The sequence below is a fragment of the Streptomyces sp. NBC_01622 genome (genome assembly GCF_045209635.1).
Classification (GTDB): domain Bacteria; phylum Actinomycetota; class Actinomycetes; order Streptomycetales; family Streptomycetaceae; genus Streptomyces.
Genome location: NZ_CP109293.1, coordinates 4164832 through 4183839, shown reverse-complemented (window position 1 = coordinate 4183839; position 19008 = coordinate 4164832). Strand labels below are relative to the sequence as shown.

The window sequence follows — 19008 nt, the reverse complement described above, 5'->3', positions numbered from 1 at the left end:
ACCGAGTCCGACCGCACGAGGGGGCACCCGGCACCACGCCGGGTGCCCCCTCGGTCGTACGACATGACATCTGTCATGCGCCACACCGGACCGCCGACACTGCCGGGCACCGGCCCCCGGCGGCCACGATGGGTGCATGACGACAACAGCGGCGACCACCGCCACCCCGGTGGTCGGGTTCGACCAGGTGAGCAAGAGCTACGGCGAGGTCCGGGCCGTCGACGGGCTGTCGCTCGCGCTGCACCCGGGGGAGACGGTGGCCCTGCTGGGGCCGAACGGGGCCGGCAAGTCCACCACCCTCGATCTGCTGCTCGGCCTCAAGCACGCCGACAGCGGCATGGTCAGCGTCTTCGGCACCAGCCCCCGCGAGGCGATCGTCGCCGGCCGGGTGGGCGCGATGCTGCAGAGCGGCGGGCTGATGGACGAGGTAACGGTCGGTGAACTGGCCAAGCTGGCCTGCGACCTGCACCCGAAGCCGTACAAGGTCGCCGACGTGATCGCCCGCGCGGGCATCGCCCAGATCGCCGACCGCAAGGTCAACAAGCTCTCCGGAGGCCAGGCGCAGCGCGTCCGCTTCGCCCTCGCGACCGCCGGCGACAGCGATCTGATCGTCCTCGACGAACCGACCACCGGCATGGACGTCTCCGCCCGGCAGGCCTTCTGGGCCACCATGCGCGAACAGGCCGACCAGGGCCGTACGGTCCTCTTCGCCACCCACTACCTCGAAGAGGCCGACGCCATCGCGGACCGGGTGCTGGTCCTGCACCGAGGCCGGCTGCTCGCCGACGGCACCTCCGCCGAGATCAAGGCGAAGGCGGGCGCCCGCAGAGTCGCCTTCGACCTGGACGGCGAGGTCGACGAGGCACCGATCCGCGCCCTCCCCTTCCTGACCTCTGTCACTGTGTCCAAAAGCGGCTCCGCCGCGGGCAGCGGCTCCACGATCCGCATCCAGTCCACCGACGCCGACGCGACCGTCCACGCGCTCTACGGCCTCGGCGTCTACCCCCGCAACCTCGAAGTCGCCGGACTCGGCCTGGAGCAGGCCTTCGTCGCCATCACCACTGCCGAGGAGGCCAAGCAGTCATGCTGAATACATTTGCTTCGCGGGGCCTGATCAAACTGGAACTCATCCGCGCCCTGCGCAACCGCAAGTTCCTGTTCTTCTCGGTGATCTACCCGTCCGTGATCTTCCTGCTGGTCTCCAACCAGACCGGCAACGTGGACGGCACCGGCCTGAGCGTCGCCAAGTACGTCATGGTCTCCATGGCCTCCTTCGGCGCCCTGACCGCCGTCCTGATGGGCAACAGCGAGCGCATCGCCAAGGAGCGCGAGAACGGCTGGGTACGGCAGCTGCGGCTGACCACCCTGCCCGGGCACGGCTACGTCCTGGCCAAGACCGCCAGCGCCGCCGTGGTCAGCCTGCCGTCCATCGTGGTCGTGTTCATCGTCGCCGCCGTGCTGAAGGATGTACGGCTGGACGCCTGGCAGTGGCTCGCGCTGACCGGCGCGATCTGGGCCGGCAGCCTGGTCTTCGCCGCGCTCGGTGTCGCCATCGGCTACCTCGCCTCCGGGGACGCGGTCCGCCCGATCACGATGATCGTCTACTTCGGCCTGTCGATCCTCGGCGGCCTCTGGTTCCCGTCCACAACCTTCCCGGCCTGGCTCCAGGACATCGCGAAGTGGCTGCCCACGCACGCGTACGCTGCCCTGGGGCAGGCCATCGAGCAGAGCCAGTCGCCGCACGCAAAGGACATCACCCTCCTCGTCGTCTACTTCGCACTCTTCGCGGGCGGGGCGGCCTGGCTGTACCGGAAGGACACGCTGAAGGCGTGAGCGCGATGACGGAAGACCTGCGGTCCGAGGAGGAGGCCCGGGCCGACCGGCTGGTACGGATCGGCCAGCCGCCCCGCAACCGTTCCGAGGCGATGCGCAAACTGGTCTGGGTCGTGCCGTGGCTGGTCTTCCTCAGCGCGCCGGTGCACGACCTGACGTCCGGCCACCACACCACCCTGGCCACGGCGGCCGGCTGGGTGGGCTGGACGGCCTTCGTCGCGGCCTACCTGGCCGTCGTCTTCCGCACCATGGGCCGCCCCTACGCCGGTTGGACCGTCGCCGCGCTGGTCGCCCTGCTCGGGGCACTCGCCGTCACCCTGGCCCTCACCCTCGGCGGCTCCTGGATCGGCCTCTTCGTCTACGTCTCCGTCTCCTGCGGGGTGGCCCTCCCGCTGCGCGCCGCGTACTGGACGATCCCGCTGACCACCGCGGCCATGATGCTGACCGGCTGGCACGCCCACGACCTGGACGACGCCTGGGGCCTGTTCCTGGTGGTGCTGCTCATCGGCTACTCCATGACGGGAGTACGGCAACTCGTGCGCACCACGGTCGAGTTGCGCAAGGCCCGTGCCACCGTCGCCCAACTCGCCGCAAACGAGGAGCGGTTGAGGCTGGCCCGAGACCTGCACGACCTGCTGGGCCACTCCCTCTCCCTGATCACGCTGAAGAGCGAGTTGGCCGGCCGGATGCTCCCCGACCACCCCGACAAGGCGGCCCAGCAGGTCGCCGACATCGAACAGGTCAGCCGCCAGGCCCTGGTGGACGTCCGCGAGGCCGTCACCGGTTACCGCCGCCCCCGCCTCCCCGGCGAACTCGCGGGCGCCCAGGTCGCGTTGACGGCCGCAGGCGTCACTGCCGACCTCCCCGCCGAACCCGACCTCACCGACGTCCCAAAGGACAGTGAGTCCGCCCTCGCCTGGGCCCTGCGCGAGGCGATCACCAATGTCGTACGGCACAGCGGAGCCCAGCGCTGTGTGGTCGAAGTGGTCCGGCGCCAGACCTTGGACGGCCCGATGCTCGAACTCTCCGTCGAGGACAACGGCTCGGCCGGCTCGGGCAAGGGCCCCGGCAACGGTCTGACGGGTCTCGGCGAGCGCCTCGCGAAGGTCGGCGGCTCCCTGGAGGCGACCCGCCTCAAACACGGCTTCCGGCTGGTCGCACGGGTGCCCGCAGGCGTTCCGGTCTCTTCGGCGGACGTAGGATCCCCCGCATGAGCCGTACGATCAAGGTCCTCCTCGCCGAGGACCAGTCGATGGTCCGCGAGGCACTGGCCGCACTGCTCGGCCTGGAGGACGACATCGAGGTCGTCGCCCAAGTCGCGCGCGGCGACGAGGTGTTGGCGGCGGCCCGGGAACACGCCGTCGACGTGGCCCTCCTCGACATCGAGATGCCCGGCTGCACCGGCATCGAGGCGGCGGCCCAGGTCCACAAGGCGCTGCCCGAGGTGAAGCTGGTGGTCCTGACGACCTTCGGCCGCCCCGGTTATCTGCGCAGCGCGATGGAGGCGGGCGCCGCCGCGTTCTTGGTGAAGGACGCCCCGGCGGCCCAACTCGCGGCAGCGGTACGGAAGGTGCTCGCGGGGGAGCGGGTCATCGACCCGACTCTGGCCGCAGCGGCGCTGGCAGAGGGCGCCAACCCGTTGACCGTCCGCGAGCGCGAGGTCTTGAGGGCGGCGGCGGACGGTTCGACGAACGCCGAATTGGCCACGGCCCTGCATTTGTCGCAGGGCACGGTCCGCAACTACCTCTCGACGGCCATCCAGAAGTTGGCGGTACGCAACAGGGCGGAGGCGGTACGGATCGCGAGGGAGAAGGGCTGGCTGTAAAACGCGGGCCAGTATCAGCGCCCCGATAGGGGCGCGGGGCTGTATCGATTTGCGGCTCCGCCGCGTGGGCGCGCCCAGCCACAACGCACCCGCCACATCAGTTCAGCCTGGCGCGAGCCGACTGCGCCTGCCCCCGCACCCGATCAGCAGCAGGTTCATCCACCACCGCCACCACCTCCGCATACGCCTCCAGCTCAGCCGCCCCCGTGAGGAAATCCCCGCGCTCAACCAGCAGTTGAGCCCGCTCGTACCGCAACCGAGCCGAATGCGAAGGCAGCAACAACGCCAACTCGACGGCCCACAAAGCCACATCCGACCGCTCCGGTCGCACCGCGGCCCACGCCCGGATGTTGTTCAGGATGCGCGAAACAACCTCCAGCGGCGCCGCAGGCACAAGCATCGAGGGATGCAGCGCCGCCCCCGTAGCCCCGGCGACCAGCAACTCCGCATCGCCGCCCGACAACACCCGCCCCCCGTCGAACGGATCGGCCAGTACCTGTTCCTCCGCCGGCCCGAACCCCACCACGAAGTGCCCCGGCAGCGCGACCCCGTACACGGGAGCCCCCGCCCGCCGGGCGACCTCCATCCACACCACGGACAACAGGATGGGCAGCCCGCGCCGCCGCCGCAGTACGTCGTGCAGCAGCGAGGACCCCAGCCGCTGGTAGTCGCCGGGCGTGCCCCGGAACTCGAAGCGGACACCGAGGAGTTGACGCAGCGCGTTCGCCCAGGCGAACGGCCCGCCGGGGCGGTACGGCAACTGCCCGGCCAGCCGGTCCAGTTCGACCTGCGCCGCGTCGATGCCGGCGTCGTCCAGCGCCCCGTCGGCCGTCGCCCCCACCAGCAGGCACAGCGTGGTCAGATCGGGCCGCTCGGACCGAGCCTCCTCGGCGAACCAGGCACGTACCTCCGCCGACCGCTCGGGCGACGGGGGACAGGGAACGGGCATGGCGAACTCGAACCCCCTCACGACGAACCGTCGCGACCGGTGTCACCGATGTCAGCGATGTCATCGGTCGAGGCCGGCTCGCGATAGTGGTGGTAGGCGTGATGCGCCGCGAACCCCATCCCCGTGTACAGCGCCCGCGCCCCCGCGTTGTCCGTCTCGACCTGCAACCACGCGGCCGACGCCCCCTCCTCCAGCGCCCGCGAGGCCAGCGCGGCCATGACGAGCGAGGCCAGCCCCCGCCGCCGTAGCGCCGGATCTACCTCGACGGCGCCGAAGCCGGCCCACCGCCCGTCGACGACACACCGCCCGATGGCCGCGGGCTCGGCACCCTCCCCGGGGACCGTCGCGAACCACACCGAGGGGCCGCCGCCCAGCACCTTCAGGGCCACCTCGCTCACCCCCTTGCGCTGATAGCGGGCCAGCCACGCGTCGTCGGCCGTCCTGGAGAGGACGACCCCGGCCGGGTCGGCCAGGTCGGCGACCGGGGCCAGGGCCCCGACCCACAGCTCGGCCGTCACCTCACGGGTCCAGCCGCGCCGCTCCAGCTCGGCACAGAGCAGCTCCTGCGTGCCCTCGGTACCGGTCGCGGTCTGGACGTAGGCGGGCAGACCGCGGTCGCCGTACCACCGTCGTACGGCGGTGAGGGCCGCGTCGAGAGGCAGGCCGGGATCGCCGAGGGGGAGCACGGAGTTGGCGCGGCGGGTGAATCCGGCGGCGGCGCGCAGCTCCCACTCGCCGAGCCGTTCGCTCTCCACCGGCAGCCAGCCGCGCGCGGAGACCTGCGCCAGCTCCCGGTAGGTGGCGGCGGGCCCCCGCCGACGGGCCGGAGCGGCCGGTACGACCTTGCCTGCCACCAGCGAGGTTTCCGGAATGCGGACGGACTCGCCACCCTTTCGTGTGATCGTCAGCACACCGCTGTCCCATGATGTGAGAACACCCACCGTGTCGGTGAACTTCTCCGCCGTGTCTTCACCGTCGTTCAAGCGCCGGACGGAGACCCGTTTACCCACGTCAGCAGCGGTGATGCGGACCTCGAGACGTCCGGCCGCAGAGATTTCCACAGGTCAGTTCACCCCTCCTGTATGGATCACGCCCCGGAACGGAGATACTAGGTGCGGGCATGGACGACGCCGCGCTCCAGCGCGCCTGGCGGCGGAGCCTACGGAGGCCCGCCAGCGCCCTATCGAGGAGGAACGACAGCGTGACCTACGTCATCGCGCAGCCTTGTGTCGACGTCAAGGACAAGGCGTGCATCGAGGAGTGCCCGGTCGACTGCATCTACGAGGGCTCACGGTCCTTGTACATCCACCCGGACGAATGCGTCGACTGTGGAGCCTGTGAGCCGGTGTGCCCGGTCGAGGCGATCTTCTACGAGGACGACACTCCCGAGGAGTGGAAGGACTACTACAAGGCGAACGTCGAGTTCTTCGATGAGCTCGGTTCCCCGGGCGGTGCCAGCAAGCTGGGCCTGATCGAGCGCGACCACCCCTTCGTCGCCGCGCTGCCGCCGCAGAACCAGTAAGAGCGGCTCGCCCAGACGCGCCGCCTCGGTCCCGTACGGCCTGATCACGCCCGGTCAGCGCCCTACGGGGCCGAGGCGTTTGCCGTACCGGGTCTGCCGGCCGCATCGGGCCGTACCGAAGAAAGTGAGCGAGCAACCGTGTCCGCAGTCTCCGACCGTCTGCCCACCTTCCCCTGGGACAAGCTGGAGCCGTACAAGAAGACGGCGACGGCGCACCCGGGCGGCATCGTCGACCTGTCGGTCGGCACCCCGGTGGACCCGGTCCCCGATCTGATCCAGAAGGCCCTGATCGACGCGGCCGACTCGCCCGGCTACCCCACGGTCTGGGGCACCCCGGCCCTGCGCGACGCGCTCACCGGCTGGGTCGAGCGCCGCCTCGGCGCCCGTGACGTCACCCACCGCCACGTCCTCCCCATCGTCGGCTCCAAGGAACTCGTCGCCTGGCTCCCCACCCAACTGGGCCTGGGCCCCGGCGACCGCGTGGCCTACCCCCGCCTCGCCTACCCGACGTACGAGGTGGGCGCCCGCCTGGCCCGCGCCGACTACGAGGTCTACGACGACCCGCGCGACCTGGACCCGGCCGGCCTGAAGCTCCTCTGGCTGAACTCCCCGTCCAACCCGACCGGCAAGGTCCTCTCGAAGCAGGAGCTCACCGAGACCGTCGCCTGGGCCCGCGAGCACGGCGTCCTGATCTTCTCCGACGAGTGCTACCTCGAACTGGGCTGGGAGGCCGACCCGGTCTCGGTCCTGCACCCGGACGTCAACGGCGGCTCCTACGACGGCATCGTCGCCGTCCACTCCCTCTCCAAGCGCTCGAACCTCGCCGGCTACCGCGCCGCCTTCCTGGCCGGCGACCCGGCGGTCCTGGCCCCGCTCCTGGAGATCCGCAAGCACGGCGGCATGATGACCTCGGCCCCGACCCAGGCGGCCGTCGTGGCGGCCCTGAGCGACGACACCCACGTCCAGGAACAACGCGAGCGCTACAAGGCCCGCCGCTCGCTGCTGCGCGAAGCGCTGCTGAAGCACGGCTTCCGCATCGTGCACAGCGAGGCGAGCCTCTACTTGTGGGCAACACGGGACGAGTCCTGCTGGGACACGGTGGCCCACCTGGCCGACCTGGGCATCTTGGTGGCGCCGGGCGACTTCTACGGTGAGGCGGGCGAGAACTTCGTACGCGTGGCGTTGACGGCGACGGACGAACGAGTACGAGCAGCTGTAAACAGGCTCAGCTGAGGGCCTTTGTCTTTTAGGGGCGCGGGGCTGTGACATTTGCGGCTCCGCCGCGTGGGCGCGACCAGCCCCCACCGACCGTACGCCGAAAAGCAACGCGAAAAGGGGTCCAGGGAACTCCCTGGACCCCTTCAACGCAGGGCGCGCTCAGCCGAGCGGCAGCCCCTTGAGCGGCAGTTCCTGCGCAGACGGCAACCCACCCTTGGTGACCGCGTCCGTCGGCAGCCCGCCACCCGCGTGGGCGGTCTTGGCGGTGTCACCGAGCAGGCCTCCGGCCTGGCCGGCCGTGTCCCCGGCAACGTGCTGCGCAGCCGGAGCCACCGTCTTGGCAACCTTTCCGCCGGTCTTGCCTGCGGCCGGCACCGCCTTCTCCAGCGTCTGGCCACCGGACTTGCCGGCGACCCCCGTGACGTTCTGGCTCGCGCCGTCGACCGTGTTGCCGACGCTCGCCCCGTCCAGGGCGGTCAGCGCGCCCAGGTTCGGGGTGGCCGGCAGGGAGGGGGCCGCGCTGGCGGAGCCGGCCGCACCGACCCCGGCTGCCGCTCCCGCTGCGACGAGCAGCGCGGCACGGGCGATCCGGCGGGTCAGGGGGAGGGACATGATGCTCCTTGTGTTGATCTCCGGGCTCGGACGCAGTGACTACCGCTCGAAGCGCGCGAAGGTTGCGGAGCGCCAACGTAAAGAGTTGGCAATGCATCGCATTATCAGCTACGGATAAAAACGGACAAAGGTCGCCCGGCCCGAGAGCCCGTCGAATGCTTGCAGCCCTTTGTTTTCAAGGACTCCGGCGCACCTGGGGGTGACCAAGCGAAAACCTGAGCACCCGCGGCCCCGGATCGACCATGCATAACCCCTACGGGTGAGGACCCGTACTACTGTCCGGCTACTGCCCGGTCGGCCCCTCGGTCTGGATGCGGACCCCGCCCGCGGCCTTCGTGCCGGTCGAGTGCCACGGGTCGTTCGCGCTGCCGGCGGCCCACTCGCGCCCGGCGTACGACACGCGGTCGATGTGCAGGGCCGAGGAGTTGGCCACCGCCCAGTGCGCGAGCTGCCAGCCGGTCGTCGTACTGCCGGACCGCACCGGCAGGGTCACCGTGCTGCTCCCACCGGTGGCACCCGCGCTCGGAGACGGCGCAGCCGTGGCTTTCGTCTTCGACTTGGACGTGCCCTTGGATGTGGCATCCCCGCCGGTCACCTCCGCGCCGGTCTCCTTCAGCACCTCGCGCCCGAAGTCCCGCACCAGCGCGGCCCGTACGGCGTCAGGGCCGGTGGTGGTCACGGTGGTGTTCGGGAGGCCCTGGCAGGTCAGCGTGGCGGCCGACTGCCCGGTGAGGGCGGCGGACAGCAGCGTGGCGTCGGGCTCGTGCTTGGCGTACGCCTCCGGGTAACCGCTGCGCTGCACGCGCTGCGCGGCGACGGTGAGCGGGAGCTTCTGGTAATGGTCCACCTTGGCGAGGTGCTCGTAGAAGACGCCCGCCGCGTACGTCGGGTCCATGATCTGCTTCTCGGTGCCCCAGCCCTGTGAGGGCCGCTGCTGGAACAGGCCGAGCGAATCCCGGTCCCCGTGCGTGATGTTGACGAGCTGCGACTCCTGGATCGCGGTCGCCAGCGCGATCGTCACGGCCCGCGCGGGCATGCCGCGCCCGGTGCCGACGGCGGCGATCGTCGCCGCGTTCATGGTCTGCTCCTGCGTGAACTCGAACTCCTGGCCGTCGCCCTTCCCGGAGACCACCTTGCAACCGGGCCCGCCCCGGCCGCCGGTGACGTACTGGACGACCAGATAGCCCGCGACCGCGAGCAGCACCACGAAGGCGGCCGAGAACCTGAAGAGGCGGCCGCGTCGACGCTTCTTTGGGGTGGGGGACTGCTCAGGCATCTCCACAAGGTACTGGAGGCTCCTGTTACCACTGCGCCGGGTGTGGACAACCGGCGGCCCGATCGTTCGCGTTAGGGTCGACGGCATGGCCGATACCCCACTTGACCTCACGCTGGACGCCGCAGGGCTCACCGCGCAGCTCGTCGACCTCCCCTCGGAGAGCGGCAGCGAGAAGCCCCTCGCGGACGCGATCGAGACCGCGCTGCGCGCCCTGCCCCACCTGACGGTCGACCGGTACGGCAACAACATCGTCGCGCGCACCAACCTCGGCCGTACGGAACGCGTCATTCTGGCCGGCCACATCGACACGGTCCCGATCGCCGGCAATGTCCCCTCGCGCCTCGACGAGAACGGCGTCCTGTGGGGCTGCGGCACCTGCGACATGAAGTCCGGCGTCGCCGTCCAACTCCGCCTCGCGGCCACGGTCCCGACCCCCAACCGCGACCTGACGTTCGTCTTCTACGACAACGAGGAGGTCGCCGCTCCGCTCAACGGCCTCAAGCACGTCTCCGAAGCCCATCCCGAGTGGCTGGAGGGCGACTTCGCGGTCCTCCTGGAGCCGACGGACGGCCAGGTCGAGGGCGGCTGCCAGGGCACGCTCAGGGTGTTCCTGAAGTTCAAGGGAGAACGAGCACACTCCGCGCGCGCGTGGATGGGCTCCAACGCGATCCACGCCGCCTCCAGGGCACTGGCCAAGCTCGCCGCCTACGAGGCCCGTACGCCGGTCGTGGACGGCCTCCGGTTCCACGAGGGCCTCAACGCGGTGCGCGTGGAAGGGGGCGTGGCCACCAACGTGATCCCCGACGAGTGCACCCTGGTCGTCAACTTCCGCTACGCGCCCGACCGCAGCGAGGCGGAGGCGGAGGCCTTTGTGCGCGAGTACTTCGCCGACTGCGGGGTCGACGAGTTCGTCGTCGACGACCACACCGGAGGAGCCCGCCCCGGCCTCAACCACCCGGCCGCGGCGGCCTTCATGGCGGCCGTCGGCGGCGAGGCCCGCCCCAAGTTCGGCTGGACGGACGTGGCCCGCTTCAGCGCCCTCGGAGTGCCCGCGGTGAACTACGGCCCCGGTGCCCAACTCCTCGCCCACAAGGTGGACGAGAGGGTCGAGGCGGCCCTCATCCCCGAGGCGGAGCGGCGGCTGCGGGACTGGCTCACCGCCTGACATCCGTATGTCCCCCCTCCGTAACCCGCGTAGACCTACGCTGAGGTACGAAACACCTGCAAGTGGAGGGAGCGCACATGGCTACAGGCAACCCCGAGGGCAAGCAGCAGCCACCGGAGGAGCAGCGCCTGGGACCGGTCCTCCGGAGGCGCGGCCAGGTGACCGCGAGCACGACCGACCAGCGTCTCCTGGACGCGGGCGGCCCCTCGGACTGGGTCCACACCGACCCGTGGCGCGTTCTGCGCATCCAGTCGGAGTTCATCGAGGGCTTCGGCACGCTGGCCGAACTGCCGCCCGCGATCAGCGTGTTCGGCTCGGCCCGCACCAAGCCGGACTCACCGGAGTACGAAGCGGGCGTACGGCTCGGACACGCCCTCGTGGCGGCCGGGTGGGCCGTGATCACCGGCGGCGGCCCCGGAGCCATGGAGGCGGCCAACAAGGGCGCCCTGGAGGCCAAGGGCATCTCCGTCGGCCTGGGCATCGAGCTGCCCTTCGAGCAGGGGCTCAACGCCTACGTCGACATCGGCCTGAACTTCCGTTACTTCTTCGTCCGCAAGATGATGTTCGTCAAGTACGCCCAGGGCTTCGTGGTCCTGCCCGGCGGCCTCGGCACCCTCGACGAACTCTTCGAGGCGCTCACCCTCGTGCAGACCCAGAAGGTCACCCGCTTCCCGATCGTGCTGTTCGGCAGCGAGTACTGGGGCGGCCTCGTCGACTGGCTGAAGAACACCCTGATCACCCAGGGCAAGGCATCGGAGAAGGACCTCCTGCTGTTCCACGTGACGGACGACGTGGACGAGGCGGTAGCGCTGGTCTCAAAGGAAGCGGGACGGTAGCTTCGGCAACTCCGTCCACTTCCAGCCTGTCCGGCGTTTGAGGACGAGGCCCTTTCGGGGCCGAAACGGGGGTCTGGGGGCGCAGCCCCCAGGGACGATGGGGGTCCCCCGCTCGAGCGAAGCCGAGAGTGGGGGAGGGCAGGGGCGGCGGGGGCGCTGCATCCATCAGCGGCTCCGCCGCAGGCCTACGCCAGCCCCCGCCGCCCCACCGCCGGCGGCCGATGCCCAGCGATCGACGCCACCATGTCCAGCACCTGCCGCGTCTCCGCGACCTCGTGCACCCGGTACACCTGGGCACCCAGCCACGCCGACACGGCAGTGGTCGCGAGCGTGCCGACGACCCGCTCCTTGACCGGCTTGTCGAGCGTCTCGCCCACGAAGTCCTTGTTGGACAGCGACACCAGCACAGGCCACCCCGTCCCGACCATCTCCCCGAGCCGCCGGGTCGCCTCCAGGCTGTGCCGCGTGCTCTTCCCGAAGTCGTGCCCGGGATCGATCAGCACCGACTCCCTGGGCACGCCCAGCGAAACGGCCCGCTCGGCGAGCCCGAGGGTCACGCGCAGGATGTCGGCCATGACGTCGTCGTACGTCACCCGGTGCGGCCGGGTCCGGGGCTCGGCGCCGCCCGCGTGCGTGCACACCAGCCCCACGCCATACCGCGCGGCGACCTCCGCGAGCCGGGGATCGACGCCGCCCCACGCGTCGTTCAGGAGATCCGCGCCGGCCTCGCAGACGGCCTCGCCGACCTCGTGCCGCCAGGTGTCGACGCTGATGATGACGTCCGGGAAGCGCCGCCGCACCTCGGCCACGAAACCGACCGTGCGCCGCGCCTCCTCTTCGGCGGTGACCTCCTCGCCGGGGCCCGCCTTGACCCCGCCGATGTCGATGATTGCGGCGCCTTCGGCCACCGCGTGCTCCACGCGCGCGAGGGCGGGCTCGTCGCGGAACGTCGCCCCCTGGTCGTAGAAGGAGTCCGGGGTCCGGTTCACGATCGCCATGATCACCGGCTCGTGCGCGTCGAATTCACGCCTGCCCAGCCTGAGCATCCCCTGTGACCTCTCCTAGTACTGACCCGTCTTCAGCCGCCTGTGACCCTAACTGTCAGCGTCGCATGGCACGATCGGACCCTGACACATTCGGCTTCGGCACGTCCGACATCGACGCCCGTGGAGACCCCAGCGATGTTCATGTTCCTGTTCCTGGTCGTCGGGCTGGCCGTCGTGGTCGGCGCTGTGACCCTCTCGGTGATCGGCGGCGGCGAGAACGCCCCGCTGCCCGACGTCGCGCCCGAGCGCCTCGACGACGCGCTGCCCCTGGACCGGCCGGTCGACCAGGCCGACGTGGAGAGCATTCGCTTCCCGCTCGCCGTGCGGGGCTACCGCATGGCCGAGGTGGACGACGCGCTGAGCCGCATCGCCGCCGAACTCGCCGAGCGCGACGCCCGGATCGCCGACCTGGAGTCCGCGTTGGCGGGCGCGCAGAGCCACCGCGTCTCGATCGAGAAGCCCACGGAAGGCGACCACCAGTGAGCGAGGCCGTGGTCGGTCCCGACGGCGCCCTGCGCTGCCCCTGGGCGCTGTCCACCGAGGACTACATCACGTACCACGACGAGGAGTGGGGCCGCCCGGTCCACGGCGACGACGCCCTCTACGAGCGGCTCTCCCTGGAGGCCTTCCAGTCGGGCCTCTCCTGGATCACGATCCTGCGCCGCCGCGAGGGATTCCGGGCCGCCTTCGCGGGCTTCAGGATCGCGGAGGTCGCGACCTTCACGGACGCCGACCGTGAACGCCTCCTCGCCGACGCGGGCATCATCCGCAACCGCGCCAAGGTCGACGCGACGATCGCCAACGCGCGCGTGCTGGCCGACTGGGCGCCGGGCGAACTGGACGAGTTCATCTGGTCCCACGCCCCGAAGCCGGGCCCGGCCCCGAAGGCACTCGGGGACGTCCCGGCGGTCACGGACGAGTCGACGGCCCTGTCGAAGGCCCTGAAGAAGCGGGGCCTGAGATTCGTCGGGCCGACGACGGCATACGCCCTGATGCAGGCGTGCGGGCTGGTGGACGACCACCTCGTGGACTGCGTGGCCCGCCGTCCCTGAGTCGGCTCAGCGGCCCAGGTACTTCGGCGTCTCCTTGTCGACGAAAGCCTGCACGGCGATCGCGTGGTCCTCCGACGCGCCCGCGCGGGACTGGAGTTCGTCCTCCTTCTCCAGCGTCTCCTCAAGGGTGTGCGAGAAGCCGTAGGCCACCGCCTCCTTGAGCGCCGCGTACGCCACCGTCGGCCCGTCGGCCAGGGCCCGCGCCACCTTCTCGGCCTCGGCGTGCAGCTCGCCCGCGGGCACGAGACGGTTGGCGATCCCGAGGTCGTACGCGTCCTGCGCCGTGATCGTGCGCGGGAACAGCAGCAGGTCGGAGGCGCGCCCGGGACCGACGACCCTGGGCAGCGTCCAGGAGATGCCGGAGTCCGCGGTCAGCGCCACACCCGCGAAGGACGTGTTGAAGCCCGCCCTGTCCGACACCACGCGGTAGTCCGCGGCCAGCGCGAGCCCGAAGCCGGCCCCGGCCGCGACCCCGTTGACCCCGGCCACCACGGGCTTCGCCATCCCGGCCAGCGCCCGCACGATGGGGTTGTAGTGCTCCTTGACCGTGGTCATGGTGGCCCCGGTCCCGGCCTCGCGGTCGGAGGCCAGCAGGGTGATGTGCTCCTTGAGGTCCTGGCCCACACAGAACGCCCGCTCGCCGGCCGCGGTCAGCAGCACGGCCCGTACGGCGTCGTCGCCCGCCGCGGCCTGTACCGCCTCCCGGAGGGCGACCTTGGTCGCGATGTTCAGCGCGTTCATCGCCTCCGGGCGGTTCAGCGTGATCTTCGCGAGTCCGTCGCTCACCTCGTAGAGCACGGTGTCGGCCATGGTGTGTCCCCTCCGCTGCGGCGGCTCCGGCGTACCGGTCGGTACGCCCTGTGTCCGTAGGACAGCATGGCGGAGATCGCCGTCCACGCACCGGACCGGACGTGTGACCTGCGTCAAAGAATTCCGGGCCCGATTCGGGCGGCGGGAGTCCGCGCGGCGGCGGAGTATCGCAGTCACATCGGCGAATTGAGTGGTTTTGCTCGCGCGCGTTGCCCAAGCGATGCCGACTGATGTTGGTCATCGGGTCCTGAGATGCGGGATAATGGCTTGGAAGCAATGTGTTCGATGCCGGTGACGCGTGTCTCATTAGGGGCCGCGCGTGCCCTCCATGGGGCCGTCGGCGACGATGAGCTGGTTTCAGGAAGGGGAACGAGCATGGCGGCCATGAAGCCGCGGACGGGCGATGGCCCGCTCGAGGTGACCAAGGAGGGGCGGGGCATCGTCATGCGCGTTCCGCTCGAAGGCGGCGGTCGGCTCGTCGTCGAGCTGACCCCTGACGAGGCCGACGCGCTGGGCGACGCCCTCAAGAAGGTCGTCGGCTGACGCGGCGGAACGCGACCATACCCCTTCAGCTGCCCCGGCATCCGAGATGGTGCCGGGGCAGCTGCTTTCCCGCGTTCCCACGGCGTCCTACCGCTTGACGGCGCACAGCAGCCCGTCGCCCACCGGGAGCAGCGACGGCACCAGCTCCGGGATCTCGCGGACCGCGCGCAGCAGCTCGCGCAGCCGCAGCACCTCGGTCGGCTGCGGGCCCGAGTCCACGGTCCGGCCGTTGGCGAAGACGCCCTCGAAGACCACCAGGCCACCAGGACGCAGCAGGCGCAACGATTCGGCGAGATAGTCCAGGAACTCCTGCCGGTCGCCGTCGCAGAACACGAGGTCGTAGCCGGCGTCCGCGAGCCGGGGCAGCACGTCCAGGGCACGGCCCGGGATGAAGCGGGCCCGGTTGCTGGCGAAGCCGCAGGCGCGGAAGGCCTGGCGGGCGAACTGCTGGTGGTCCGGCTCCTGGTCGACGGTGGTCAGTACCCCGTCCGGCCGCATGCCGTGGAGAAGATGCATCCCGGACACGCCGGTCCCGGTACCGATCTCCGCCACCGCCTTCGCGTCCACGGTGGCGGCCAGCATCCGCAGCGCGGCGCCCGTGCCGGGCGACACCGAGCGCAGCCCTGCCTCGCGGGCCCGGTCCCGGGCCCAGCGCAGTGCTTCGTCCTCGGCGACATAGGCGTCGGCGAACGCCCAGCTCGTCTGCCGGTTGCCGGTAATGACCCTCTCCTGTCCCCGTGGTTGCCTGGGCGTGACTGTATCCGTTGGTGCCGGGAACCTGCTGATGGGACCGGGCGTTTAGAGGGGAAGGAATGCACTGGGGTACGCGGCCGGAGGGGAGAGCGGGGGATGAGGATGGATCAGGACGTCGAGCAACGGCGGGAGCAGGGGCCCGAGCATCGGCTCGTACCGCCGGGAGGTCGGTATGAGCGTGTATCAAATTCTCGTAAAACCCCTTATCCGGAGCTAACGGGCGAGGTGGCTATGGTAGGGACTCCACTGGACACCACCAGAGCCGACAGGGGAGGTGCGGCTGTACCTGTGGATCGGGGAGGAGTGCTCCGGCGCTTTCTCGGATCGGCGGGCAGGCCGAAATCCGTGAACGACACCGCTGCTGACCACAGCCACGCCGCTGACCATGCCCAGACCGCGACCTTCTCCACCGACGCGGACGGGCAGGCGTGGACTCCGCCCACCTGGGAGGAGATCGTCAGCACCCACAGCGGCCGTGTGTACCGGCTCGCGTACCGCCTGACGGGGAATCAGCACGACGCCGAGGACCTCACACAGGAGGTCTTCGTCCGGGTCTTCCGTTCCCTGTCGACCTACACGCCCGGCACCTTCGAGGGCTGGCTGCACCGCATCACCACCAACCTCTTCCTGGACATGGTCCGCCGCAAGCAGCGCATCCGTTTCGACGCGCTGGGGGAGGACGCGGCCGAGCGCCTGCCCAGCCGCGAGCCGTCGCCCCAGCAGGTCTTCAACGACGCGCACTTCGACGCCGACGTCCAGCAGGCCCTGGACACCCTCGCCCCCGAGTTCCGGGCGGCCGTCGTCCTGTGCGACATCGAGGGCCTCTCGTACGAGGAGATCGCCGCGACCCTGGGCGTCAAGCTCGGCACGGTCCGGTCCCGGATCCACCGTGGCCGCTCCCAGCTGCGCAAGGCCCTCGCACACCGCTCGCCGGAAGCACGGGCCGAGCGCCGTTCCTTCGTGGCGCGTGTGCCCGCGCTGGGGGGAGGGGGCGCGTCCGCGTGAGTGGATCACGTCCTACGCCTGCGGAGCAGCACCTGGGAGACCGACTTTCCGCCCTGGTGGACGGGGAGCTCGGTCATGAGTCGCGCGATCGCGTACTGGCGCACCTGGCCACCTGTACGAAGTGCAAGGCCGAGGCCGACGCGCAGCGCCGACTGAAGAACGTGTTCGCGGAAATGGCCCCGCCGCCTCCCTCCGAAAGCTTTCTGGCCCGCCTCCAGGGACTCCCCGGGGGAGACGGTGACTCGGACGCCGAGGAGCCACCCGGCGGGGGACTCTTCGCCGGAGCCGGCTTCTTCGGCGTGAAAAGAGACGGCCCGCTCGACGCGTTCGAGTTCGGCTACGTCCCCGCGGGCCCGCACGCCGCGACAGCCCTGACCTCTTCGTCCGCACCGGCCCGCGAAGGCTTCCGTATCCATGACGTCAGCCGGCACGACAGCGACCGCTCCGCCTCGCGCGGAATGCGGTTCGCGTTCGTCGCCGCCGGCGCGGTCTCACTGGCCGCGATCGCCCTGGGCGGGGTCGCGACGGTCACGCCGGGCGACACCGCGGCCGAGGCAAGGGGCGGCGCGGGGGTGACCCCGGCGCGCACGCAGGGCACGGGCGCCGCGGCCGCCGACTCCGGGCGCCGCCGTGGCGTCGGGCCCCTGATCGCCCAGGGCACGAGCCAGCGGTCGATGCTCGGCGACACCCCGATGGCCCCGACCTCCGTCTCCGCGCCGCTGCTGCCCGGGGTGCCGTCCCCGACGGCCGTCCGGGGCGACGACGAGGTCATGCACACGCTGACCGCGCCCGTCGTGGCCGGTGCGGCGGTCATGTCCCCGCTGATACGCCCGCTCAACACGAACCCGCCGGTCGCCCTCACATCGTGGTCAACGGCCCCCGATGTCATGGCCCCCGGCCTGCTGCGCGCACCCGACGCCACCTCTTCCCCCACTCCCGCCCCCTCCGCCTCCTCCCGCCCCCTCCGCTGACCGGCCCCTGCACCGCACCCCGCCGACCTGGTTGAATCCGGGGAGTACGGGGTGGCACGGCGGGCGGTGGGGAGCACATGAACGAGGGGACACCGAAACCGAAGTGGTGGGGTCGAGGGCGCGCGGTGACGCCTGGTGTGGCTGTGAGCGCTGAAGTCGCTTCCGCCGACGCCGACTTCGAGCCGGGGCGTCCCGTGCAGGCGCCCGGTGACGCCCCACAGGCCCCCACAACGGCCTCCGGCGCTCCTGCCCCACTAGATCCCGCCCCCGACCCCGTTCCCGACCCCTGGCACCGCTACGACCCCTGGGCACCCCCACCACTACCCGCCCCTCTCCAGCAAACCGGCGCCGCACCCCCCACCCACCAGCAGCGTCGCAACCGCACCCGGAAACTCCTCATCGTCTCCGGGCTGGTGCTCGCCCTGGTCTCCGGGGGCGTCGGAGGTGTCGTGGGGGCGTATCTGGAGCGGGACGGTGTCGGCGGTGGGGACGTCGTGTTGCCGCAGGCGGGTGCGGAGGACGGTGGGCGGGCGGCCGGGAGTGTGGCCGGGATCGCCGCTCGGGCGCTGCCCAGTGTGGTGACGCTGCGTGTGAGCGGTGACGAGGAATCGGGGACCGGCACCGGGATCGTGCTGGACACGCGGGGGCACATCCTCACCAACAACCATGTCGTGCAGCCCGCGGGCGGCGACGGCGAGATATCCGTGAGCTTCAGCGGGGGACAGACCGCCAAGGCGAAGGTCGTCGGGCACGACACCGGGTACGACCTCGCCGTAGTGCAGGTGAGCCGTGTGCGCGGGCTCAGGCCGATGCCCCTCGGCAACTCCGACAATGTGCGGGTCGGCGACCCCGTCGTGGCGATCGGCGCGCCCTTCGACCTCGACAACACGGTGACCGCCGGGATCATCAGCGCCAAGGACCGGCCCATCACGGCCGGCGGCGACGCGGCGGACGGGAGCGATGTCTCGTACGTCGACGCCCTGCAGACCGACGCGCCCATCAACCCGGGGAACTCCGGCGGGCCGCTGCTCGACTCCCAGGGGCGGGTCGTGGGGATCAACTCGGCGATCCGGTCCGCCGACGACGGGACCGACACGGGGGACGGTCAGGCCGGTTCGATCGGGCTCGGCTTCGCCATCCCCGTCAACCAGGCCAAGCGCGTCGCCGAGCAACTGATCAACACCGGGAAGGCCACCCACCCGGTTATCGGCGTCACCCTCGACATGGGCTACACCGGGGACGGAGCCCGCGTCGCGACGAAGGGCAGCGGTGGCGACCCCGCAGTCACCGCCGGTGGCCCCGGTGCCAGGGCCGGGCTCAAGGCGGGCGACGTCATCACCGGGGTCGACGGCGAGCGTGTCCACTCGGGCGACGAACTCATCGTCAGGACCCGCGCCCACCGCCCCGGCGACCACTTGCGCCTGACTCTCCGGCGGGGCGGCAAAGACATGACCGTGTCGCTCGTTCTGGGCTCCTCGACCGGTGATTGACAGAAACGTCACAGGTGAGAGCCCCGCGACCCGTCCCACTAGGCAAACAACCCGGAAAACCGGTCCCGTACACCCACTCGTAGCCCACGGGACAGTACCGGT

The 19008-nt window shown here is 70.9% G+C and carries 21 protein-coding genes; 14 read left to right on the top strand and 7 right to left on the bottom strand.

Going from position 1 to position 19008, the window contains the following annotated elements; all coding sequences use genetic code 11:
• The first annotated feature begins 136 nt into the window (after positions 1 to 136).
• From OH768_RS18710 to OH768_RS18695, 4 genes are read left to right on the top strand one after another with little or no spacing between them, the layout of a single operon-like run.
• On the top strand, positions 137 to 1090 hold the full coding sequence (locus OH768_RS18710; RefSeq protein WP_406455039.1) for an ABC transporter ATP-binding protein: 954 nt from the start codon (positions 137 to 139) through the stop codon (positions 1088 to 1090).
• A complete protein-coding gene (locus OH768_RS18705) occupies positions 1084 to 1833 on the top strand; it encodes an ABC transporter permease (protein ID WP_406455037.1) in 750 nt (249 codons plus the stop codon). The genes OH768_RS18710 and OH768_RS18705 overlap by 7 nt, the downstream gene beginning before the upstream one ends.
• Before the next feature lie 5 nt (positions 1834 to 1838).
• Positions 1839 to 3047: a sensor histidine kinase gene (locus OH768_RS18700; RefSeq protein ID WP_406465332.1), complete on the top strand. Its 1209-nt coding sequence runs from the start codon at positions 1839 to 1841 to the stop codon at positions 3045 to 3047.
• Positions 3044 to 3658, top strand: a complete 615-nt coding sequence (locus OH768_RS18695) for a response regulator (RefSeq protein ID WP_406455035.1) — start codon at positions 3044 to 3046, stop codon at positions 3656 to 3658. The genes OH768_RS18700 and OH768_RS18695 overlap by 4 nt, the downstream gene beginning before the upstream one ends.
• Positions 3659 to 3755: 97 nt before the next feature.
• On the opposite strand, the gene OH768_RS18690 is transcribed toward OH768_RS18695, so the two are convergent.
• Both OH768_RS18690 and OH768_RS18685 read right to left on the bottom strand, forming a co-directional pair.
• A complete protein-coding gene (locus OH768_RS18690; protein WP_406455033.1) occupies positions 3756 to 4607 on the bottom strand; it encodes a tetratricopeptide repeat protein in 852 nt (283 codons plus the stop codon).
• A 17-nt stretch (positions 4608 to 4624) separates the two neighbouring features.
• Positions 4625 to 5668: a GNAT family N-acetyltransferase gene (locus tag OH768_RS18685; RefSeq protein WP_406455031.1), complete on the bottom strand. Its 1044-nt coding sequence runs from the start codon at positions 5666 to 5668 to the stop codon at positions 4625 to 4627.
• A 140-nt stretch (positions 5669 to 5808) separates the two neighbouring features.
• Here OH768_RS18685 and fdxA point away from each other — a divergent pair, with 140 nt between their 5' ends.
• Together fdxA and OH768_RS18675 are read left to right on the top strand one after the other, a co-directional pair.
• Positions 5809 to 6129 (top strand): ferredoxin, encoded by a 321-nt coding sequence (gene fdxA / locus OH768_RS18680; RefSeq protein WP_019058397.1) that lies wholly within the window; start codon positions 5809 to 5811, stop codon positions 6127 to 6129.
• A 138-nt stretch (positions 6130 to 6267) separates the two neighbouring features.
• On the top strand, positions 6268 to 7362 hold the full coding sequence (locus OH768_RS18675; RefSeq protein WP_406455028.1) for a bifunctional succinyldiaminopimelate transaminase/glutamate-prephenate aminotransferase: 1095 nt from the start codon (positions 6268 to 6270) through the stop codon (positions 7360 to 7362).
• 144 nt (positions 7363 to 7506) lie between these two features.
• Here OH768_RS18675 and OH768_RS18670 read toward each other — a convergent pair whose 3' ends face one another.
• Positions 7507 to 7959 carry an ATP-binding protein gene (locus OH768_RS18670; RefSeq protein WP_406455026.1) on the bottom strand — a complete coding sequence of 151 codons (453 nt, stop codon included), beginning with the start codon at positions 7957 to 7959 and terminating at the stop codon, positions 7507 to 7509.
• A 283-nt stretch (positions 7960 to 8242) separates the two neighbouring features.
• Positions 8243 to 9235 carry a heavy metal transporter gene (locus OH768_RS18665; protein WP_406455024.1) on the bottom strand — a complete coding sequence of 331 codons (993 nt, stop codon included), beginning with the start codon at positions 9233 to 9235 and terminating at the stop codon, positions 8243 to 8245.
• 85 nt (positions 9236 to 9320) lie between these two features.
• Here OH768_RS18665 and dapE point away from each other — a divergent pair, with 85 nt between their 5' ends.
• Both dapE and OH768_RS18655 read left to right on the top strand, forming a co-directional pair.
• Entirely contained in the window at positions 9321 to 10400 is a 1080-nt protein-coding gene (dapE, locus tag OH768_RS18660; protein WP_406455022.1) for a succinyl-diaminopimelate desuccinylase, read from the top strand.
• Positions 10401 to 10477: 77 nt separating this feature from the next.
• On the top strand, positions 10478 to 11236 hold the full coding sequence (locus tag OH768_RS18655; RefSeq protein WP_406455020.1) for a TIGR00730 family Rossman fold protein: 759 nt from the start codon (positions 10478 to 10480) through the stop codon (positions 11234 to 11236).
• Between the two features lie 185 nt (positions 11237 to 11421).
• On the opposite strand, the gene folP is transcribed toward OH768_RS18655, so the two are convergent.
• Positions 11422 to 12282 (bottom strand): dihydropteroate synthase, encoded by an 861-nt coding sequence (gene folP / locus OH768_RS18650; protein WP_406455018.1) that lies wholly within the window; start codon positions 12280 to 12282, stop codon positions 11422 to 11424.
• A gap of 135 nt (positions 12283 to 12417) precedes the next feature.
• Here folP and OH768_RS18645 point away from each other — a divergent pair, with 135 nt between their 5' ends.
• Both OH768_RS18645 and OH768_RS18640 read left to right on the top strand, forming a co-directional pair.
• On the top strand, positions 12418 to 12765 hold the full coding sequence (locus tag OH768_RS18645; protein ID WP_406465331.1) for a DivIVA domain-containing protein: 348 nt from the start codon (positions 12418 to 12420) through the stop codon (positions 12763 to 12765).
• Positions 12762 to 13334, top strand: a complete 573-nt coding sequence (locus OH768_RS18640; RefSeq protein ID WP_406455016.1) for a DNA-3-methyladenine glycosylase I — start codon at positions 12762 to 12764, stop codon at positions 13332 to 13334. The genes OH768_RS18645 and OH768_RS18640 overlap by 4 nt, the downstream gene beginning before the upstream one ends.
• A 6-nt stretch (positions 13335 to 13340) precedes the next feature.
• Here OH768_RS18640 and OH768_RS18635 read toward each other — a convergent pair whose 3' ends face one another.
• Positions 13341 to 14144, bottom strand: coding sequence for an enoyl-CoA hydratase/isomerase family protein (locus tag OH768_RS18635; RefSeq protein WP_406455014.1), 804 nt, complete (start codon positions 14142 to 14144; stop codon positions 13341 to 13343).
• A 375-nt stretch (positions 14145 to 14519) separates the two neighbouring features.
• On the opposite strand from OH768_RS18635, the gene OH768_RS18630 reads away from it, so the two are divergent.
• Positions 14520 to 14687 carry a DUF3117 domain-containing protein gene (locus tag OH768_RS18630; RefSeq protein ID WP_003966491.1) on the top strand — a complete coding sequence of 56 codons (168 nt, stop codon included), beginning with the start codon at positions 14520 to 14522 and terminating at the stop codon, positions 14685 to 14687.
• 87 nt (positions 14688 to 14774) lie between these two features.
• Here the strand turns inward: OH768_RS18630 and OH768_RS18625 are convergent, their stop codons facing one another.
• Positions 14775 to 15473 carry an O-methyltransferase gene (locus tag OH768_RS18625; protein WP_315986651.1) on the bottom strand — a complete coding sequence of 233 codons (699 nt, stop codon included), beginning with the start codon at positions 15471 to 15473 and terminating at the stop codon, positions 14775 to 14777.
• Between the two features lie 198 nt (positions 15474 to 15671).
• Here OH768_RS18625 and sigE point away from each other — a divergent pair, with 198 nt between their 5' ends.
• Genes sigE through OH768_RS18610 form a run of 3 tightly spaced genes read left to right on the top strand, consistent with a single transcriptional unit; the run spans position 15672 to position 18906 of the window.
• Positions 15672 to 16445, top strand: a complete 774-nt coding sequence (sigE, locus tag OH768_RS18620; protein WP_235029434.1) for an RNA polymerase sigma factor SigE — start codon at positions 15672 to 15674, stop codon at positions 16443 to 16445.
• Positions 16442 to 17416 (top strand): zf-HC2 domain-containing protein, encoded by a 975-nt coding sequence (locus OH768_RS18615; RefSeq protein ID WP_406455012.1) that lies wholly within the window; start codon positions 16442 to 16444, stop codon positions 17414 to 17416. The genes sigE and OH768_RS18615 overlap by 4 nt, the downstream gene beginning before the upstream one ends.
• A gap of 35 nt (positions 17417 to 17451) precedes the next feature.
• Positions 17452 to 18906 (top strand): S1C family serine protease, encoded by a 1455-nt coding sequence (locus OH768_RS18610; RefSeq protein ID WP_406465330.1) that lies wholly within the window; start codon positions 17452 to 17454, stop codon positions 18904 to 18906.
• Positions 18907 to 19008 lie beyond the last annotated feature (102 nt).

Coding starts and splice junctions, on each gene's coding strand:
- OH768_RS18710 (WP_406455039.1), top strand. CDS start 137: ATGACGACAACAGCGGCGACCACCGCCACCCCGGTGGTCGGGTTCGAC.
- OH768_RS18705 (WP_406455037.1), top strand. CDS start 1,084: ATGCTGAATACATTTGCTTCGCGGGGCCTGATCAAACTGGAACTCATC.
- OH768_RS18700 (WP_406465332.1), top strand. CDS start 1,839: ATGACGGAAGACCTGCGGTCCGAGGAGGAGGCCCGGGCCGACCGGCTG.
- OH768_RS18695 (WP_406455035.1), top strand. CDS start 3,044: ATGAGCCGTACGATCAAGGTCCTCCTCGCCGAGGACCAGTCGATGGTC.
- OH768_RS18690 (WP_406455033.1), bottom strand. CDS start 4,607: ATGCCCGTTCCCTGTCCCCCGTCGCCCGAGCGGTCGGCGGAGGTACGT.
- OH768_RS18670 (WP_406455026.1), bottom strand. CDS start 7,959: ATGTCCCTCCCCCTGACCCGCCGGATCGCCCGTGCCGCGCTGCTCGTC.
- OH768_RS18665 (WP_406455024.1), bottom strand. CDS start 9,235: ATGCCTGAGCAGTCCCCCACCCCAAAGAAGCGTCGACGCGGCCGCCTC.
- dapE (WP_406455022.1), top strand. CDS start 9,321: ATGGCCGATACCCCACTTGACCTCACGCTGGACGCCGCAGGGCTCACC.
- OH768_RS18655 (WP_406455020.1), top strand. CDS start 10,478: ATGGCTACAGGCAACCCCGAGGGCAAGCAGCAGCCACCGGAGGAGCAG.
- folP (WP_406455018.1), bottom strand. CDS start 12,282: ATGCTCAGGCTGGGCAGGCGTGAATTCGACGCGCACGAGCCGGTGATC.
- OH768_RS18645 (WP_406465331.1), top strand. CDS start 12,418: ATGTTCATGTTCCTGTTCCTGGTCGTCGGGCTGGCCGTCGTGGTCGGC.
- OH768_RS18635 (WP_406455014.1), bottom strand. CDS start 14,144: ATGGCCGACACCGTGCTCTACGAGGTGAGCGACGGACTCGCGAAGATC.
- OH768_RS18630 (WP_003966491.1), top strand. CDS start 14,520: ATGGCGGCCATGAAGCCGCGGACGGGCGATGGCCCGCTCGAGGTGACC.
- sigE (WP_235029434.1), top strand. CDS start 15,672: ATGGTAGGGACTCCACTGGACACCACCAGAGCCGACAGGGGAGGTGCG.